Below are 16,280 nucleotides of genomic sequence, written 5' to 3'. Positions count from 1 at the left end.
TGGCACGGGGAGGCTCCGTGCCATTGCCCCGCCACTCCCACAGGAGCGCAACATGGATACGTCTCTTCTCGCCGACCGCGCCGGCGCCATCATCAATGCCGAGGCTGACGAGCTGCGCCCTGCGCTCAATGGCTTTCTGCTGTTCGTCTGCCTGTTCGCCGGCTATTTCATGCTCCGCCCGATCCGCGAATCGATGGGCATCACTGCCGGCGTCGAGAACTTGCAGTGGCTGTTCACCGCGACCTTCCTGGTCATGCTGACGGCCGTTCCGCTGTTCGCCTGGCTCAGCGCACGCGTGCCGCGCCTGCATTTCGTGGACTGGGTGTACGGATTCTTCTGCACCAACCTGCTGTTGTTCGCCGCCTTGTTCCTGGGCGAGGAAAGCCCGTGGCTGGCGCGCGTATTTTATGTGTGGATATCGGTCTACAACCTGTTTGTCGTATCGGTCGCCTGGAGCCTGATGGCCGATGTATTTGACAGTGCCCAGGCCAAACGCCTGTTCGCTTTCATCGCGGCGGGCGCCAGCGTCGGCGGCCTGAGTGGCCCTGCGCTGAGCGCCTTGCTGATCGGTCCGCTGGGCGAGTCCGGCCTGATGCTGCTGGCCGCTGTTCTGCTGGCCGCTGCGATGTGGTTCAAGCGCCAGCTGATGCACTGGCGTGAACAGGGTGGCGCAGGACGCCCCGATGCCGCGCCGAGCGAAAGCCCTCGCAGGCCGTTGCCGGGCAATCCGTTCAGCGGTATGACGGCCGTTGTGAAATCACCTTATCTGCTCGGCATCTGCGGTTTTGTGGTGCTGCTGGCGACAGTCTCCACCTTCCTTTACTTCGAGCAGGCACGCGTCGTCGCCGAACACTTCCCGAACCGCGAGGCGCAGGTGCGCGTGTTCGGCATCATCGACTTTGTCGTGCAGGCGGGCGCCCTGCTCTGTCAGCTGTTCATCACTGGACGCCTCGCGCAAAGGCTCGGCGTCGGCGTGCTGTTGGCCATGGTGCCGCTGGTCATGTGTGCCGGGTTTATCGGACTGATCTTCGCCCCCGGCTTTGGCCTGATCGCCGCGCTGATGATCGTGCGCCGCATCGGTGAATACGCCTTCGTGCGCCCAGGCCGAGAGATGCTGTTTGCCCCGCTCGATGCCGAAAGCAAGTACAAGGCGAAGAACTTCATCGACACCGTGGTCTACCGCGCCGGCGATGCCATCAGTGCCTGGGCAAAAAGCGCGCTGGACGCCCTCAGCCAAGGTGCAGGCATGGCTGCGCTGGTTGGCGCGTTGTGTGCACTGCTGTGGGGTCTGCTGGGATGGCGACTCGGCGAACGGGCGGACCGCCGAGCCAGTGTGGCGGGAGCGCGGCAAAACCCAGCGTAGCGCGGTCGAATCGAGAGACGAGGATTTTTCTCGAAAGCATTCGCCCTGCACAGGGCCAGACTTTGCAGACTGACTGACGGCTGACCGCCCCACCAGGGAACTGCGGGTGCCTGGCATCGTCCGAGCTTAAGCGTTTAAGCAAACTGCTCGCCACGAGGTTTCCGTTTGAAAGCTGCCATCGTCAAAAAATACCGTCTGATCATCAAGACCCTGGGTTACGTGGGCTGGTCTTTGTTCTGGTTGCTGCTCTGGGACATCGCCGTCACCGTCGACTTCATGCTATTTCTCAACGCCAAGCTGAACCTGCCGTTGATGCCGCTGACCTTGCTCGGTTCGGCGTTGATCGTGTTGATCAGTTTTCGCAACAGCAGCGCTTACAACCGCTGGTGGGAGGCGCGGACGCTGTGGGGGTCGATGATCAACAATTCCCGCAGCTTTGCCAGGCAGGTGCTGACGCTGCTGGACGACGCTGGTGGCGAGGTTAATCCGGTCAAATCCACGCTGTTGCGCCGCCACGTGGCCTACGTAAATTGCCTCGCCGCGCATCTGCAAGGTCAGCCGTGTCCCGACGAGGTGCGAGCGTTTATTCCCGCCGAAGAATTTGCCCGCAGCGGCACGACCAATAACTTTGCCAACGATATCCTCACCGGCTCGGCGACTCTGCTCGCTCGCGAATACAAGGCCGGGCATCTGGACAGTATTCGCCTGGCGCGGCTTGAGTCGACGCTGGTGGATCTGTCCAACAGCCAAGGCGGCATGGAGCGGATCGCCAACACCCCGCTGCCCTACCCTTATGTGTATTTCCCACGGCTGTTCATTTCGCTGTTCTGCCTGATCGTCCCGATAGGTCTGGTGGAATCCCTCGGCTGGTTCACGCCGCTGGCGTCGACCGTGGTGGGATTCATGCTGCTGGCCATCGAGCGCATCGGCACCGATCTGCAAAGCCCGTTTCGCCACAGCGAACACCAGATTCAAATGGAAGCGCTGTGCGAAACCATCGAAAAGAATTTGCAGTCAATGCAGCGTGATTCGTTGGGGGATGTACGCAGGGTTGAGGAGCCCGCTTGAGGCGCTGCTTTAGCAGCTGCGCGTTTCATCAGATGCGGAGCGGCTATTGACGAGTGTCCGCCGCCTCGGCCGGGTAAAACTCGCCCTGCTTGCCCATTTCTTCGAGTCGTTCGCGCGCTACCGCCTCAACACGGGCCACTGCGTCTCGATCGTCAGGGTCAACCAACTGCAAACACAGGCGTCGGACATTCTGATCATGGGTTCCCTCGCTGAGCATTTCGTGGGTGAAGACTTGTTCAGCACGCCATAGGCATAACTGAGTATGGGTCCCGCCGAGCCATATCTCGTTGATTGATCCAAGATCAGTGGTTGCCAGTTGATCCACGGTGATTGTCTTATCCATTGCGCCGTACCTTGAAAATGCTTGTACAGGTACGACTGGCAGGCATAGCGAGTCGTTCAAGTCGTCGACAGTCCACCCACGCCCCACTCTCACTTGTTCGGAAAATTCTTATGAAATCGCCAAAAATCGAAGATTACATCGCTCAATGGCCATTACTGGGCGTGGACTCCGCTGCCCCTTGGGCGGTGGTTCAGGATTGCGAGAGCCGGATTCTGAAATTGCTTGAAACGCTCGGCCCGGGATACCGGCGCCACAACAATTGTGCGATTCATGAAACCGCCATTGTTGAGCAAGGCGCCGTTCTCAAAGGCGCAATCATCATCGGCGAAAGCTGCTTCGTCGCGGCGGGGGCTTATCTACGGGGAGGTGTATACCTCGGCAAAAACTGCATCGTTGGCCCCAGCTGTGAGCTGAAAAGTACCTTCATGCTCGATGGCAGCAAGCTTGCCCACTTCAACTTCGTCGGCGACTCATTGATTGGCGAAGCGGTAAATATTGAAGCCGGCGCGATCATCGCCAACTACCGTAACGAACTGGACGGGGCTGATATCAGGATCCGCCACGAAGATCAGGTGATCGACACAGGCGTCAGCAAATTTGGAGCGCTAGTGGGTGATGGCTGCAAGATTGGCGCAAACGCTGTGATTGCTCCTGGGGCTTTGTTGCGGCCCCACACACGTGTTCCTCGTCTGGGGTTGATTGATCAGTTTGCTTACGAATGACACCAGATATTCGAATCTATTTTTCGGCCAGAAGCTGCCGTTGGAATGTGTACCTTCCCGAGTATGTTCCGAGGTGGTGATCTGTCTGCCGGGAATATGCAAGTGCGATTAATTGGCTGTCTGCTCTTGCTTGAAAGCAGTCCGTGGTTCCAGCCTTGTCACTGAACCGTCACACCCGCCTCCTACGCTCGACCGATCTCGACCATCGCCCCAAGAGCCCGCATTCCAAAATGCCGCCCATCACCGCCACCTCCCCACCCCGCCAAAAGATCATCCTGCGCTCCGACAACCTCACCTCTTCCGACTTCGGCGCCCTGTTCTCCAGGCTCTTCGGCAACCGCTACGCCGATACTCCGCCGCCACCTTCCAACATCATCATCGGCGGGGTCTACGGGCGGCACGACGGGGTGAGTTTTCGGCGTATGCATTACCACGGCGATTTCAGCGTCACCCTCCCCGACCCGCAGAACGAAATCACCTTCGTCATCCCCACCGCCGGCAAGATCGTTTTCAACCACGCCACCGAGTCCATTGGCATGGCGCACATCGGTCTGGCGATCGACAAGGCGGATATCCGTTCGATGCGTTTTGTTGACGATCACGCGCATCACGGCATTTCGATCAATCGTCTGCAGCTCACCGAGCGGTTGTCGGCGCTGCTGGAGAGACCGGTCGTGCAGAAGATCGTGTTTGAGCCAAGCGTGGATCTGAATGCCCCGGCATTTCAGGGCCTCAAGGCGTTGATTGAACTGGCCACGGGCACTGAGTTCGATGCCTTGATCAACAGCGGCACGTTGATGCCGTCACGGTTGCGCGAGATGTTGATCGATGCGGTGCTGGAGGCGTGGCCGCACAACTTCACCGAGGCATTACGGGGGCCGGCGCCGTGTGTGGCGCCGCGACACGTGAAGGTGGCGATGGAATTTATTCAGGCGCATCCGCAGCAGTTGGTCAGTGGCGTGGATCTGGCGCGGTTGAGTCATGTCAGCCAGCGCGCCTTGCAGGAAGGTTTTCGACGTTTTGTCGGGATGTCGATCGTGGCGTATCAGCGGCAGGTGCGTTTGCAGCGCGCCTATGAGGCGTTGGTGCGCGGGCATGCAGGCTCCGTGACGGAGGTGGCGTTGAGCTTTGGCTTCAGTAATGTCGGGCGCTTTTGTCAGTATTTTCAGAGTGCTTATGGCGTTAGCCCAGCGGAGTTGAAGGCCAGGCGTTGACCATTCGGTCCGGCGAAACCTGCATTTGATTGAACAGCAGGAATCTCAGGGCGACTAACCCAGACAGGTCGTTTGACGGCACCGCCGATTCAAGCGGCGTTTACCTGGCTGCGACCGACGGTGCGTTTCTGCGCGCGTCGGTGCAGGCTTCGCAAGGGGGTTTCCATGACCGAGGATTTCATCGGCTTTTTCACGACACACACGATTTTAGGAATTTCACTGGCGAACTGGGTGCTGGCGTTGCTCGCCGCAACGCTCAGTTATCTGCTGACCACCACGGCGATCCGCTTCGTTTTCCGCAAGGTGCAGGCGCGGGCCACTGCCGGCAATGGGCATCTGACGTACATGGCCAGCGAAGTGCTGGCGGCGACCAGCACCACGTTGCTGCTGTTGGCATCGATTCTGGTCGGCATCGGTTTGCTGGATTTGCCCGAGCGCTGGCTCGGGCGTGTCAGCAGTTTGTGGTTCGTGGTGGCGGCGTTGCAGGTCGGCCTGTGGACCAACCGCGCGCTGGCACTGGGGCTGCATCGCTATTTCTCGCGGCATAACGCGACCGGCTCCTTTCAAGCGAGCGCCTTGGCGACCCTGAGCCTGTGGGGCGTCAAGGTATTGCTGTGGGCGGTGATTCTGCTGGCGATGCTGTCGAACCTGGGCGTCAACATCACTGCATTCGTCGCCAGCCTGGGTGTCGGCGGTATCGCGGTGGCGCTGGCGGTGCAGAACATTCTCGGCGACGTGTTCGCCTCGCTGTCGATTGCCGTCGACAAGCCGTTTGAGGTGGGCGATTTCATCGTCGTCGGCACGCTGGCCGGTACGGTCGAGCACGTCGGCCTGAAGACCACGCGCATCCGCAGTCTTGGCGGTGAGCAGATTGTCATGGCCAACGCCGACATGATCGGCAGCACCATTCAGAACTACAAACGCTTGCAGGAGCGTCGAGTGGTGTTCGAATTTCGTCTGACTTACGAGTGCACCAGCGAACAGATCCGCCAGATCACTCAACGCGTTGAAAGCATCATCAAGAACGAAAAACAGGCACGCTTCGACCGCTGCCATTTCCGCAGTTTTGGTGAGAGCGCGCTGGAATTCGAGACGGTGTATATCGTTCTGGACGCCAGCTACAACGTCTACATGGACGTGCAGCAACGCATCAATCTGGCAATCATGGAAGCGGTGGCCGAGCTGGACGCGACGTTCGCCTTCCCGGCGCGCACCGTGCATGTCGCCTCCCTGCCCGAACCCACCGCGCCACCGGCACGCACACAGCAACCTTCGCGTGCGCAGCATGCTTGAGCGCAAGAGCCCGGCAATTTGCCGGGCTCGCTGTGTTCAAAACGCGTAACTGGCCTTGAGTCCGCCATTGAAACCATGGCTGTCACCGCCACCGTTGGCCCCGACCTCAGCGCCTACACTCAGGGCGCCGAGGTTGGCCATCAGATTAACGCCGCCGGTGAACTGGTCGCGATTGTCGAACGCCGCGCGCTGCTCGATATCCAGCCCCAGCAGGTGGCCTTCGCTGTGGACTTGCTGATCGCCGAGCGCACGTTCATAGCCCACGCGCACGCCCGGCACCAACTGCCACGCACCCACGGCCACTGGGGCAAATGACACGTCGAGATTGGCCACCGCGCTGCGGCGGGTTTGCTTGATGCCGTCGACGTCGAGCGCCAGCTCACTGCCCTTCTCTTTGAAACCTTGCAAGTCGAGATGACTGACGCGAAAGCCCAGGCTCGGCTCGAGAATCACGCCGTTGAGCGGTGCGCGATAACCCAGCGCCAGGGTCGCGCCGGTGAGATTGCCGTGAGTGTCGCCCTTGGCAGTGCCGAGACCACCGCCAAGCTCGCGTTTGCTGTCGTAGTCGACGTAACCGGCGCTGGCGTTGGCATCGACAAACATGCCGCGCTCAAGGCTGGTGAGGCCGTAACGCGCACCGAGGTTGAGGAAGGTGAAGTCCGTATCGGCCTCGCCACCCGCGCCGCCCACGCTGCCCTTGCTGTAGCCAAAGCCGCCGCGCGCGCTGAGTTGTTCGTTGAAGCGCTGGGTAATGCCGAGCATCAGGCCCTGGCTGTGTTCGTTGCTGCTGTCGGCGTGGGCCGAGCCGTCCGTGCCGAGGTAGCCGGCAAGCGCGGTGCTCCAGAGGCGGTATTGGCCGATCTTCAGATCGCTGCCGCTGGCGAACGGTGCGGCGGCTTGTTCGATCATCGCGTTCTGCCGCAGCAGGTAGCTGGCCGCATCAGCGTGGACCTGACCGCCGACTTGAGATTCGACACCGCCCAGACTGCCGGCGTCGATCGCCGATTGCAGGTAGTAGTTGTAGGCGCTGTAGGTGCCGGACAGCTCGGAGTTCTGCAGCTGGCGCAGCAACTCGGCACCAGCGGCGGCATTGCCGATCAGCCCGGTCTGCCCCGGCAAGCTGTTGTACTCCACCAATTTTCCGCGCAGCACATAGATGGTTTCCTGGGACAGACCGAGGCCCTGCTTGAGGTAATTGTCCATGCTGCCGTACTCAGCGGCGACCTGGTCGAGACCGGCCTGCAAGTAACTGGCCTGCACCCCGAGCAGCGGCTCGTAGACAGCGGCCATGCTCGGCGGCAAGGCTTTCAGGGTCGCGGCAACTCGGGCGGCGGTGTAGTCGTTGGTCGCCAGATAGTTGGCCATGATCGTCGCCTCATCGACGCCAGCGATGCTCTGCAACACCGCGGCGGTCCAGCCAGTGCGGTCCTTGCCGGCGGTGCAGTGAAACAACTGCGCGGCGTCGACACTTGCCAGCTCATTGAACAACTGGCCGAACTGCCCGCGCATGCCGGCATCGCTGACGAAGGCGCGGTTGGTTTCCTCCATCATCGCCACGGCCTCGGCGGCGCTGTGGAAGGAGATATTGGTGATGTCCGCACCAGAGGTGGTGCTGCCGATGATGTCGATATTGCGATAGGCCGCGCCCGTGATCATCGTGTCGGGCGTGGCGGCAATTTCGCTCGGCGTGCGCAAGTCGTAGATGGCTTTGATGCCAAGCCCATTGAGTGTCGCCAGATCCGCCGTCGACGGCGTCAGTGCGTTGGAACGGTAGAACACGCCGCTGCGCATAACGCCGTCGTGGGCGGTGGAGTACGCGGTGGTGATGCCGGCGATGTCGCGAAAGTTGTCGATACCGCTCAAGCGCGGCGTGTCGAGGCTGACAGGCTCGGCCGCGTGGGCAGCGGCGATGGACAGGCTCAGAACGGACAGCGAACACAGAAGACGTTGGAACACAGTGCAGCCTCATGAAATCAGCGTTGGGCTGGTCACTATGGGCAGACGAGTGGGAGGGAATATGACAGTTTCGGCTGGCTACAAAATGCCTGCGCGAATGGGCCGTGGAGTGCGTGATCGGTCCATCAATCCTGCTTGGATGTGTTGAAGATCCCTGTGGGAGCGAGCCTGCTCATGAAAGCGGCGTGTCAGCCGATTATATTCAAACTGAAAAAAAGCTTTCGCGAGCAGGCTCGCTCCCACAGGGTTTGGGGAAGTATTTTTTTTCAATTTGTCGCGCGCAGCGACAACCCCTTATAAGACTGCCATCACTTTCAAGAACAAGAGACCGCCCTCATGAGCAACGCCTGGAACGAAGGTTATTTCACCGACGAAGGCTACACCTACAGCTATAGCCGGGAGATCAATCCGGTGTTCCTGCGTTACTGCCTGTTGTTGCGCGGGTTCGCCACGCTGGAAAGCAACGAAGGCGTGCACTGCGAACTGGGCTTCGGTCAGGGCGTGTCGATCAACATCCACGCCACCGCCAACCCGGGTTCGTTTGTCGGCACGGACTTTCACCCGGGTATGGCGGCCCATGCCATCGAACTCGCGACTGCCGCCAACAACGGCGCCCGCCTGTATGACGACAGTTTCGAACAGCTGCTCGCACGCAATGATCTGCCGCAGTTCGACAGCATCAGCCTGCATGGCATCTGGACCTGGGTCAGTCGCGACAATCAAAAATTGATCGTCGAATTCGCCCGCCGTCACCTGAAACCGGGCGGCATGCTTTACGTCAGCTACAACTGCTTCCCCGGCTGGTCGCCGTCGGCGCCGCTGCGCAATCTGTTCAGCCTGCACGATCGTTTCGCCAATGCATCGTCGCGCTCCGACCAGCGCATTGACGCCGCGCTGCAATTTTCCGAAGCACTGCTCGCGGCCAACCCGAAATACGCCGCGGCGGCGCCGAGTCTCGGCGCGCGGCTGCAGAGCATCAAGGGTCAGGATCGTCACTACGTCGCCCACGAGTATTTCAACCGTGACTGGAATTGCATGTACTTCGCCGACATGGTCGACGCGCTGGCCCCGGCCAAGCTCGACTACGCCACCACGGCAGTGCCGCTGGATTCGGTCGCCCCGCTCAACCTGAGCGCTGAAGGCATGGACTTTCTGGAAACCATCGAACATCCGATCATGCGCGAGCAAGCGCGGGACTACTTCGTCAACCAGCACTTCCGCCGCGACCTGTACGTACGTGGCGCGACGCGCCTGTCCGCTGCCGAACGCCGCGCGAGGATGCTGCACAGCCGTTTCGTGCTGCTGCAACCCTGGGAAACCGTGGCGGGCTCGGTCAGTGGTCCCGCCGGCGAAGCGACGCTGCAACCGGAGATTTACGGCCCGGTGCTCGATGCACTGGCGGCACAGAACTATGCGGCCAAATCGATGCGCCAATTGCTGTCCGAGGCTGCGCTGGCTTACGACGACCTCGAACAAGCCCTGGCCGTGCTGATCGGTATGGGCGCTGTCGCTCCGTGCCAGAGCGAGGCCGCCGAGTCGCAGGTCAGCGGTCGCTGCGCCGCGCTCAACCTGCAACTGTGCAAACGCTCGCTGTACGGCGCCAACATCCAGACCCTGGCCAGCCCGGTCACTGGCGGTGGCGTGACGGTCAGCCGCTTCCAGCAGCTGTTCCTGATCTCGATCAAGCAAGGCAAACAGCAGCCAGCCGAGTGGGCGCAATTGGCGTGGAGTGTGATCAGCGAACAAGGTGAAGTGCTGGTAGAGAACGGCCAGCCGCTGCTCACTGCCGAAGCCAATATCGCCGCGCTGACCGCACAGGCGCAGGTCTTCGCCGAGCAGACGCTGGTGGTGCTGAGGGCGTTGAAGATCGCTTGATTGCCAACGAACCATTGTGGGAGCGAGCCTGCTCGCGAAAGCGCTGGATCAGCCGCCAAATCGGTGACTGACGTACCGCATTCGCGAGCAGGCTCGCTCCCACATTGGTCGTGGAACAGGGTCAAGCCAACCGTCCTGTTTCCGGAACTTTCCGCCCTCTGCCGTCCGTCCAGCCGGACTGCAATAAACGAAATTTCCGCTCCACCCACTCCTCACAACTATGCATGCGCTAACGCCCACCAGGGCAAAAGCGCGATAGCCTGGTCTGAGGAAAATTTGAATGTTCATACATAACAAGCGACTTCAGTACACCGTTCGAGTGGCCGAGCCCAACCCTGGTCTGGCCAATCTGCTGTTGGAACAATTCGGGGGCGCCAATGGCGAACTGGCCGCAGCAGCGCGCTATTTCACCCAAGCCTTGGCCGAGGAAGATCCGGGGCGCAAAGACCTTCTGCTGGACATTGCCACCGAAGAATTGAGCCATCTGGAGGTGGTCGGCTCGATCATCGTCATGCTCAACAGAGGTGCCAAGGGTCAACTCGCCGAGGGCGTTCAAGAGGAAGGCGAGCTGTACCGCGCGCTGAATGGCGCCGGCAATGACTCGCACATCACCAGCCTGCTTTACGGCGCAGGCGCGCCGCTGGTCAATTCGGCCGGGGTGCCGTGGACGGCGGCTTACGTTGACTCGATCACTGAGCCTACCGCCGACTTCCGCTCCAACATTGCCGCCGAAGCACGGGCAAAAATCCTCTACGAACGCTTGATCAACATCACCGATGATCCGGGCGTCAAAGAGGCGCTCGGCTTCTTGATGACGCGGGAAATCGCCCATCAACAGTCCTTCGAAAAAGCCCTGCATTCGATCCAGCCGAACTTCCCGCAGGGCAAACTGCCGGGCATGCCGGAGTTCACCAACAAGTACTTCAATATGTCTGGCGAGCCCAACGTTCGTGGTCCGTGGAACGAGGGCGGCGCGTGGGAGTATGTGGAAAACCCAGAGCCTGCGGTGGACGGCGGTGACGGTCTGGCGACCGTCACCCTTCCGGCTGAAGACGAACAGGTGCTGGAAGCGATGAAGACCCGTACAGCCTCTGACCCACTCAGCGAGCCGGTGACCGGTGCTGATCTGGGCTCCGGTTATGTGCAAGGCAAAGATGTCTGAACCCGTCCGGCGGCCCCGGACCGGGGTCGCCACTTGCTCAAGGAAAACCACATGAAAAGCAGCAAAGTCCTGGCACTGACCTCTGAACATTTTCAACGTTTGATGGAGCACGCATACGCCGGTTTTGAGCTGGACTGCAAACAGGCCTGTCGAGGATTGAAAGTCAGCATGGCGGTGAATGTATTCGGCTTGGGCACCCTTCTCCCGAATAATTTTGCCGATCAAGCCACAGTCCAGCAATCGGAGGTGGCAGCCATCCATTGACCGCGAACTGGCGGGAAGACTTGCTGCTCTGTGAGCCGAGTGTTGCCACCGTCTTCAATGCCGAACCGGGCGTTCAGAAAAGTACCGACGCAGCTTCCCTCATGAAGATCTCGACGGTCTTCGGCCCTATCCCCTCGAACTCGGACAGGCGCTTCTCCAGCGCCTTACGGTCCGCGCTCGCGGCCACGATGTTACTGACCTTACCGGCGTACTCGCTGTTGAGCTTGTTGGCCAGCGCGAGTAGTCGCGACGCCGTGCTTTCGTCGTAGCGCACGTAACGCGCCTGCCCCAGCATCGACACCAGTTGACGGTGCGTACACTGCGCGAGCTTTTGCGGGGTGTCTTGGTGATGCTGCTCTACTATGACTTGATACGCCTTGGCGGCAATGGCGCCCTGAATCCTTTTGCCCATCAGAAAACTCGCCAGCAACCATTTGAACAGGCCGGTTTCGTTGGCATTGCGCAGGTCGATGTTCAAGTCACCGGCCGTGATGATTTCGCTCACAAGTCTCACCTCAAGGCGCGTTTCAATTACAGATGTTGACCCGGCACGGCTTTGAACGATCCAATCGCGACCGCCTGGCCAAGGCAGTAAATTGAATTCCAGGTGGAAAAGGATGGTCATCTTTCAAGAGATGAGAGATGACAAGCATAAGGACCCTCAAATGCTCGGTCGTAAGATGCCCAAAACCCGGGGGCATGACGCCGCACAAACCGCTCCCATCAAAGCTGCCAGCGAGATCGCCGCTTTCCGCCTGACAGTCATCTTCATGCTGACGGTCATTCTGGCGTTTCTCGGCGTGGAGGGATGGCGAACCTGGCGTGACTATCATGCAGCCTTCTCGTCGGCGCGTGATTCGGTCACCAACCTCGCGCGGGCAACCGCGCAACATGCCGAAGACGCCATCCGCCAGGTCGATGTGCTGACCGCCGCCCTGGGCGAGCGCGTCGAAGGCGACGGTCTGCAGAACATCGACGTACCGCGCATCCACAACTTGCTGGTGCAGCAGGCCAAATTGATGCCGCAGTTGCATGGACTGTTTATCTACGGCCCGGACGGCAAATGGATCGTCACCGACAAGGAAATGATCCCGGACCCGGCGAACAATGCCGATCGCGACTACTTCCAGTATCACCGCGCCAACACCGATCGAAACGTGCGTATCGGTGATGTCGTCAAAAGCAAATCCACGGACGACCTGATCATTCCGATTTCCCGCCGATTGAATAACCCGGACGGCTCCTTCGCCGGCGTGCTGCTTGGCACCATCAAGGTCAGCTACTTCGTCGACTATTACGGCGATTTCAAAATCGACGACAAGGGTGCACTGGTGCTGGCGTTGCGCAATGGAACCATTCTCGTGCGGCGTCCTTTCATCGCTTCGGTAATCGGTCAGAGCCTCGCCGACAGTGAGGTGTTCAAGAACTACCTGCCGTTTTCCAATCAAGGGATCGCCGAGGTCCGAGCGGTCGTCGACGGCACCCAGCGTCTGTACGGTTACAGAGCTTTGAGCACCTATCCGTTGGTAGTCGAAACCGGACTTTCCCGCGAATCGATCATTGCGCCGTGGCGCTGGGACCTGATCAAAACCGGTTTCGTGTTGATGTCGGTGATTACCGCGTTCACGGTCTTCGGATTGATCGTCTTGAGACAATTGCGCCAGAGAGTGGTGATGGAAAAGGATCTGCGCCGTGCACATCAGGCCATGAAGGACATGGCGTTGACCGACAGCCTGACCGGGCTGGCCAACCGTCGGCGCCTGGATACTGCCCTGCTTGACGAGCTTCGCCTGGCCAGGCGCCAGGGTTCGTCGATCTCACTGATCATGATCGATGTCGATCACTTCAAACTCTACAACGACAGCTATGGGCACGCGGCAGGTGATGATTGCCTGAGCGCTGTCGGACAGGCCATTGCGCAGGCGGTAAAGCGACCGGGTGATCTCGCCGTGCGCTATGGCGGCGAGGAGTTTTCCGTGTTGCTGCCCAACACCGATATTCGCGGGGCGGCGCTTGTGGCTGAGGAAATTCTTGAGGCCATTCGATCCTCGCGGATGGAGCACAGAGCCCATCCGCTGGGTCACGTCACCGCCAGTGCAGGTATTGCGGTTGGCAAACCGGCCGAACATGAAGTGAGCCCTGCCACTCTTATCGAGTCTGCTGACAAAATGCTTTATGCCGCGAAGCAGAAAGGCAGGGATCGCTACTGTATCGGCGAGGAAGTGCTCGGCGCCTAGCCACCGCTCTTCAACGGGAGCGCAGCATCACGGCTGCGCGAACCCGCTGTACGCCAAACACCGTCATGCGCAGAAATTCCTGATGACTGACCGGCAAGTGCTGGCAGTCCAGGCCGCGCTTGAGTTTGCTGTGGTCGACATCAGGGTCGTGCAAGTAAACGAAGTCCTCGTCACACCCGGTGATGATGACCCAATGCGGCGCTTTCAAGCGGGTGAATCGGTAGCTGCTGATCAGCACCAGCGGTTTGTATCCGGCCGCCAACGCAGCGCCGATCTGCAGATAATCACCCAGAACCTGCTCGACTTGCGTGGCAGCCAGTTCCTGGGCAAACCCGTCCTCGACCAGTTTCATGATCGACTTCTTCTCCGTGCTGCGTACGCCGTGAAGAAAAAGCGAGCCCGCGTGACTGACTTCCAGGCGCACATCGAAACCGCGCCGCCAGGCCGCCAATGCCAGACCCTGAGGACTACAGCCACCGTGCCCCGCCGTCATGAAAATGGTGGTTGCCTCGCGCCACAGCTGGATTTCCTCCGCTCGGGTCATGGCACGGGTCGGATCGATGGCAGACATGGCCATCAGCAAGCACGCGGCGCCGCAGGTGAACTCGGTGGTCTGCTGGTAATACGGCACTTGCCGGGCGGGGGCAGGTGTTTCGCGCAGGATACGTTTCTCGTAGCGCAACGCCTCGCAGTGGTCCTCGTAGTAGTCCTCGACACTGGCAAAGCGTTGATAGCCATTGGCTTCGTAGAGACGAATGGCAGCGCTGTTGTCAGCGCGCACTTCCAGACGCAGCCATGCGCAGTTGCGCGCCAATGCGCAGGCCTGGGCCTGTTCTAGCAAACGCTGGCCAAGCTCATGTCCGCGCCACGCAGGGCTGACCGCAATCGAATACAGGCGTCCAAGTGAGGTGCCACGGTGAAAAAGCACCAGCGCGTAACCGCAAAGTGTTGCGCCCGAGGTGACGACAATCAGCGCAGCATTGGCTCGACTGAGCATCCAGCTGAAGTTGCGCTGGTTCAACCGGTCGAGGGTGAAACACACCCGCTCCAATTCGACCAGATCGTCGATATCGTCCATGGATGCAAAGCGAAAATCAAAAGACATGACCGCACCGTAAAGTTTGAGTAACGAACCGGGACAGACCGAAAGGCCCGTGATTTATTGAAGCGGCGTCTTCTTCAACAGGGATTCATTACTCATGTCAGCGGTGCAAGCCAACGTGAACGAAGTATTAGACAAAACCGAGCATTCGACAATCTCCCTCAGCGAGGAACCTCCCAGTATCAAGCCCTCGGGAAGTCGATTGCTCATACTGGTCGAACGCAAGGATGACTGGGCTGATTACCTGCCCAGCGAGAGCCTGATGCTGGCTCAGGATTACCTTGAACACAGCGATGATTTTCCTCATCGCACCCAGGTCATAAACCTCTGCCGCAATTACAAATACCTCGGTCAGGGCTATTACTGCTCATTGCTGGCCGAAGCGCGCGGACACAAGGTTTTCCCCTCGGTACGCACCGTCAGCGAGCTGGCGCGCAAAGCGCTTTACGGGGTCGGGCTGAATGATCTGCAACGCACCCTGGAGCGGGCGCTGGCCAACCATCCATACGGCGAAACCGAAGCCTTCACGCTGTCGCTGTACTTCGGCAAGGCCTCGATCGAGCCGCTGCAAGAGATCGGCCGTCAGCTGTTCGAGGCGTTCCCCTGCCCTATCCTGCTGGTGGAATTCCGCCGTGGTGAGAGCTGGCAGATCGCAGGCATCAAGGCCGGTGCACTGCACAAACTTCGCGATGAACAGCAGCATGTTTTCGCTGATGCACTGGACGCGTTCAATCGCAGGACATGGCGTCAGCCCGCCTCCAAACGTGTGGCCCGCTACGACCTGGCCATCCTGCATGATCCTGACGAAGCCCTACCGCCGTCTAACCCCGAGGCATTGCAGCGTTTCATCGCTGCGGGCGAACAGCTGGGTATCGATGTCGAACTGATCGAGAAAAAGGACTACGCACGTCTCGCCGAATTCGACGCGCTGTTCATCCGCGAAACAACGCGAGTGGATGATCACACCTATCGGTTCGCGAAAAAGGCTGAAAGCGAAGGCCTTGTGGTGATTGACGATCCGTCGTCCATCCTGCGCTGCACCAACAAGGTTTATCTGGCCGATTTGCTGAAGCGTCGCGGGCTGGGCATGCCGGCAACGGAAATACTCTACAAGGATCGTCCGCAGGAACTCGAAAACGCAGGGCGTCGCCTCGGTTTTCCCTTGGTATTGAAAATCCCCGATGGCTGTTTTTCACGGGGTGTGATCAAGGTCGCCGATGCACAAGCGCTGGCCACGGCCGCGCAGGAGTTATTCGAACACTCGGTGTTGCTGCTGGCGCAAGAGTATTGCTACACCGAATACGACTGGCGCGTCGGGGTGCTCAATGGCGAAGCGCTGTATGCCTGCCGATACTTCATGTCCAAGGGGCATTGGCAGATTTACAACCACAAGGCGCTGCCCGGCGAGATCAACGGAATGTGCGAAGCGGTGCCCGTCGAGCAAGCCCCGCCCGCAGTCGTGCAGCTCGCCGTACAGACGGCGCGGCTGATCGGCGACGGCCTCTACGGCGTCGACCTCAAGCAGGCGGGCGATCGGGTACTGGTGATCGAAGTGAACGACAACCCCAACCTCGACGCCGGCATCGAAGATGCGGTGCTGGGCGACGAATTGTACCGGCGCGTATTACAGGCTTTTACCCAAAGGCTTGAGCTCAAACACCGTGGCCAAGCGTGGTGAGCA

14 protein-coding genes are annotated in these 16,280 nt (G+C 59.9%); 10 read left to right on the top strand and 4 right to left on the bottom strand.

Annotated features, from left to right (window positions below):
* Window positions 1–52 precede the first annotated feature (52 nt).
* Together AB4N41_RS19740 and AB4N41_RS19735 are read left to right on the top strand one after the other, a co-directional pair.
* Complete coding sequence (locus tag AB4N41_RS19740) at window positions 53–1,363, top strand: NTP/NDP exchange transporter (protein ID WP_252877938.1); 1,311 nt, start codon at window positions 53–55, stop codon at window positions 1,361–1,363.
* Between the two features lie 165 nt (window positions 1,364–1,528).
* Window positions 1,529–2,431 carry a bestrophin family protein gene (locus AB4N41_RS19735; protein WP_024012629.1) on the top strand — a complete coding sequence of 301 codons (903 nt, stop codon included), beginning with the start codon at window positions 1,529–1,531 and terminating at the stop codon, window positions 2,429–2,431.
* 43 nt (window positions 2,432–2,474) lie between these two features.
* On the opposite strand, the gene AB4N41_RS19730 is transcribed toward AB4N41_RS19735, so the two are convergent.
* Window positions 2,475–2,774 (bottom strand): hypothetical protein, encoded by a 300-nt coding sequence (locus AB4N41_RS19730; RefSeq protein ID WP_016774369.1) that lies wholly within the window; start codon window positions 2,772–2,774, stop codon window positions 2,475–2,477.
* Window positions 2,775–2,884: 110 nt separating this feature from the next.
* On the opposite strand from AB4N41_RS19730, the gene AB4N41_RS19725 reads away from it, so the two are divergent.
* The 3 genes from AB4N41_RS19725 to AB4N41_RS19715 all read left to right on the top strand — a co-directional run bounded on the left by AB4N41_RS19725 (window position 2,885) and on the right by AB4N41_RS19715 (window position 6,003).
* Entirely contained in the window at window positions 2,885–3,496 is a 612-nt protein-coding gene (locus AB4N41_RS19725; protein WP_252877937.1) for an LbetaH domain-containing protein, read from the top strand.
* 230 nt (window positions 3,497–3,726) lie between these two features.
* Entirely contained in the window at window positions 3,727–4,710 is a 984-nt protein-coding gene (locus AB4N41_RS19720; protein WP_252878172.1) for a helix-turn-helix transcriptional regulator, read from the top strand.
* Between the two features lie 165 nt (window positions 4,711–4,875).
* Entirely contained in the window at window positions 4,876–6,003 is a 1,128-nt protein-coding gene (locus AB4N41_RS19715) for a mechanosensitive ion channel family protein (protein WP_252877936.1), read from the top strand.
* Window positions 6,004–6,039: 36 nt separating this feature from the next.
* Here AB4N41_RS19715 and AB4N41_RS19710 read toward each other — a convergent pair whose 3' ends face one another.
* Complete coding sequence (locus AB4N41_RS19710; protein ID WP_252877935.1) at window positions 6,040–7,959, bottom strand: tyrosine-protein phosphatase; 1,920 nt, start codon at window positions 7,957–7,959, stop codon at window positions 6,040–6,042.
* 336 nt (window positions 7,960–8,295) lie between these two features.
* On the opposite strand from AB4N41_RS19710, the gene AB4N41_RS19705 reads away from it, so the two are divergent.
* The 3 genes from AB4N41_RS19705 to AB4N41_RS19695 all read left to right on the top strand — a co-directional run bounded on the left by AB4N41_RS19705 (window position 8,296) and on the right by AB4N41_RS19695 (window position 11,260).
* On the top strand, window positions 8,296–9,834 hold the full coding sequence (locus tag AB4N41_RS19705) for a class I SAM-dependent methyltransferase (protein WP_095179669.1): 1,539 nt from the start codon (window positions 8,296–8,298) through the stop codon (window positions 9,832–9,834).
* 280 nt (window positions 9,835–10,114) lie between these two features.
* A complete protein-coding gene (locus tag AB4N41_RS19700; RefSeq protein WP_071171961.1) occupies window positions 10,115–10,996 on the top strand; it encodes a manganese catalase family protein in 882 nt (293 codons plus the stop codon).
* 51 nt (window positions 10,997–11,047) lie between these two features.
* A complete protein-coding gene (locus AB4N41_RS19695) occupies window positions 11,048–11,260 on the top strand; it encodes a hypothetical protein (RefSeq protein WP_095179668.1) in 213 nt (70 codons plus the stop codon).
* A 73-nt stretch (window positions 11,261–11,333) separates the two neighbouring features.
* On the opposite strand, the gene AB4N41_RS19690 is transcribed toward AB4N41_RS19695, so the two are convergent.
* Window positions 11,334–11,765: an HhH-GDP family DNA glycosylase gene (locus tag AB4N41_RS19690; protein WP_056784959.1), complete on the bottom strand. Its 432-nt coding sequence runs from the start codon at window positions 11,763–11,765 to the stop codon at window positions 11,334–11,336.
* A gap of 160 nt (window positions 11,766–11,925) precedes the next feature.
* Between AB4N41_RS19690 and AB4N41_RS19685 the strand changes: the two genes are divergently transcribed.
* Window positions 11,926–13,497, top strand: coding sequence for a sensor domain-containing diguanylate cyclase (locus AB4N41_RS19685; RefSeq protein ID WP_252877934.1), 1,572 nt, complete (start codon window positions 11,926–11,928; stop codon window positions 13,495–13,497).
* A gap of 10 nt (window positions 13,498–13,507) precedes the next feature.
* On the opposite strand, the gene AB4N41_RS19680 is transcribed toward AB4N41_RS19685, so the two are convergent.
* Window positions 13,508–14,602, bottom strand: coding sequence for a GNAT family N-acetyltransferase/peptidase C39 family protein (locus tag AB4N41_RS19680; RefSeq protein ID WP_252877933.1), 1,095 nt, complete (start codon window positions 14,600–14,602; stop codon window positions 13,508–13,510).
* 94 nt (window positions 14,603–14,696) lie between these two features.
* On the opposite strand from AB4N41_RS19680, the gene AB4N41_RS19675 reads away from it, so the two are divergent.
* Window positions 14,697–16,277, top strand: a complete 1,581-nt coding sequence (locus AB4N41_RS19675; protein ID WP_071171957.1) for a RimK family protein — start codon at window positions 14,697–14,699, stop codon at window positions 16,275–16,277.
* Window positions 16,278–16,280: the final 3 nt, after the last annotated feature.

This window comes from Pseudomonas sp. S2_A10, from assembly GCF_054668465.1.
Note: the sequence above shows the minus strand (reverse complement) of the source record. Positions and strands in the feature narration are given on the sequence as shown.

Coding starts and splice junctions, on each gene's coding strand:
- AB4N41_RS19685 (WP_252877934.1), top strand. CDS start 11,926: ATGCTCGGTCGTAAGATGCCCAAAACCCGGGGGCATGACGCCGCACAA.
- AB4N41_RS19700 (WP_071171961.1), top strand. CDS start 10,115: ATGTTCATACATAACAAGCGACTTCAGTACACCGTTCGAGTGGCCGAG.
- AB4N41_RS19695 (WP_095179668.1), top strand. CDS start 11,048: ATGAAAAGCAGCAAAGTCCTGGCACTGACCTCTGAACATTTTCAACGT.
- AB4N41_RS19720 (WP_252878172.1), top strand. CDS start 3,727: ATGCCGCCCATCACCGCCACCTCCCCACCCCGCCAAAAGATCATCCTG.
- AB4N41_RS19740 (WP_252877938.1), top strand. CDS start 53: ATGGATACGTCTCTTCTCGCCGACCGCGCCGGCGCCATCATCAATGCC.
- AB4N41_RS19715 (WP_252877936.1), top strand. CDS start 4,876: ATGACCGAGGATTTCATCGGCTTTTTCACGACACACACGATTTTAGGA.
- AB4N41_RS19705 (WP_095179669.1), top strand. CDS start 8,296: ATGAGCAACGCCTGGAACGAAGGTTATTTCACCGACGAAGGCTACACC.
- AB4N41_RS19725 (WP_252877937.1), top strand. CDS start 2,885: ATGAAATCGCCAAAAATCGAAGATTACATCGCTCAATGGCCATTACTG.
- AB4N41_RS19675 (WP_071171957.1), top strand. CDS start 14,697: ATGTCAGCGGTGCAAGCCAACGTGAACGAAGTATTAGACAAAACCGAG.
- AB4N41_RS19680 (WP_252877933.1), bottom strand. CDS start 14,602: ATGTCTTTTGATTTTCGCTTTGCATCCATGGACGATATCGACGATCTG.
- AB4N41_RS19730 (WP_016774369.1), bottom strand. CDS start 2,774: ATGGATAAGACAATCACCGTGGATCAACTGGCAACCACTGATCTTGGA.